This is a genomic window from Staphylococcus sp. EG-SA-2 (assembly GCF_017152085.1).
Genome location: NZ_JACYHC010000182.1, coordinates 1 through 527 on the forward strand (window position 1 = coordinate 1; position 527 = coordinate 527).

Here is a 527-nt window from a genome sequence, read left to right on the forward strand (position 1 = left end):
CAGCAACTAAAGTAACATTATCTAAGCCACCTAATTGTTGATATGCTTGTTCAACAAGGTCATAGTTGAACTGCTCATCTCTTATATCACCAGGAATTAACACTGCCTTTTGACCACTTTCTTCAATCACTTGGCGTACTTCTTGTGCATCTTGTTCTTCACTCGGAAGATAGTTAATCGCTACATCTGCACCTTCTTTAGCATACGCAATTGCTGCTGCACGCCCTATTGCTGAGTCACCACCTGTGACTAATATTTTATAGCCTTGTAAGCGTTGATGACCTTGGTAAGACGTTTCGCCACAATCAGGTGCTGGCGTCATTTCAGATTGTAAACCCGGTACCTCTTGTTCTTGTTTTTCATAATCCGTTGTTTTAAATTTTGTTCTAGGATCTTGAGCTGCCATTTTTTAACATCTCCTTATTCGCTTAATGGTTATTATTTACCCAATCTTCCTAGGAACTTAATCATGATTACACTAAAAATTACTTTCTTCTTTATAAAAACAAGCTCGAATTACTCATGCA

At 38.0% G+C, this 527-nt stretch carries 1 protein-coding gene; it reads right to left on the reverse strand.

Features of this window, described 5'->3' with window-relative positions; translation table 11 throughout:
• Positions 1 to 406 (reverse strand): SDR family NAD(P)-dependent oxidoreductase (locus IDG60_RS01685; protein ID WP_206160423.1); only part of this gene is annotated, 406 nt, incomplete at its 3' end.
• Positions 407 to 527 lie beyond the last annotated feature (121 nt).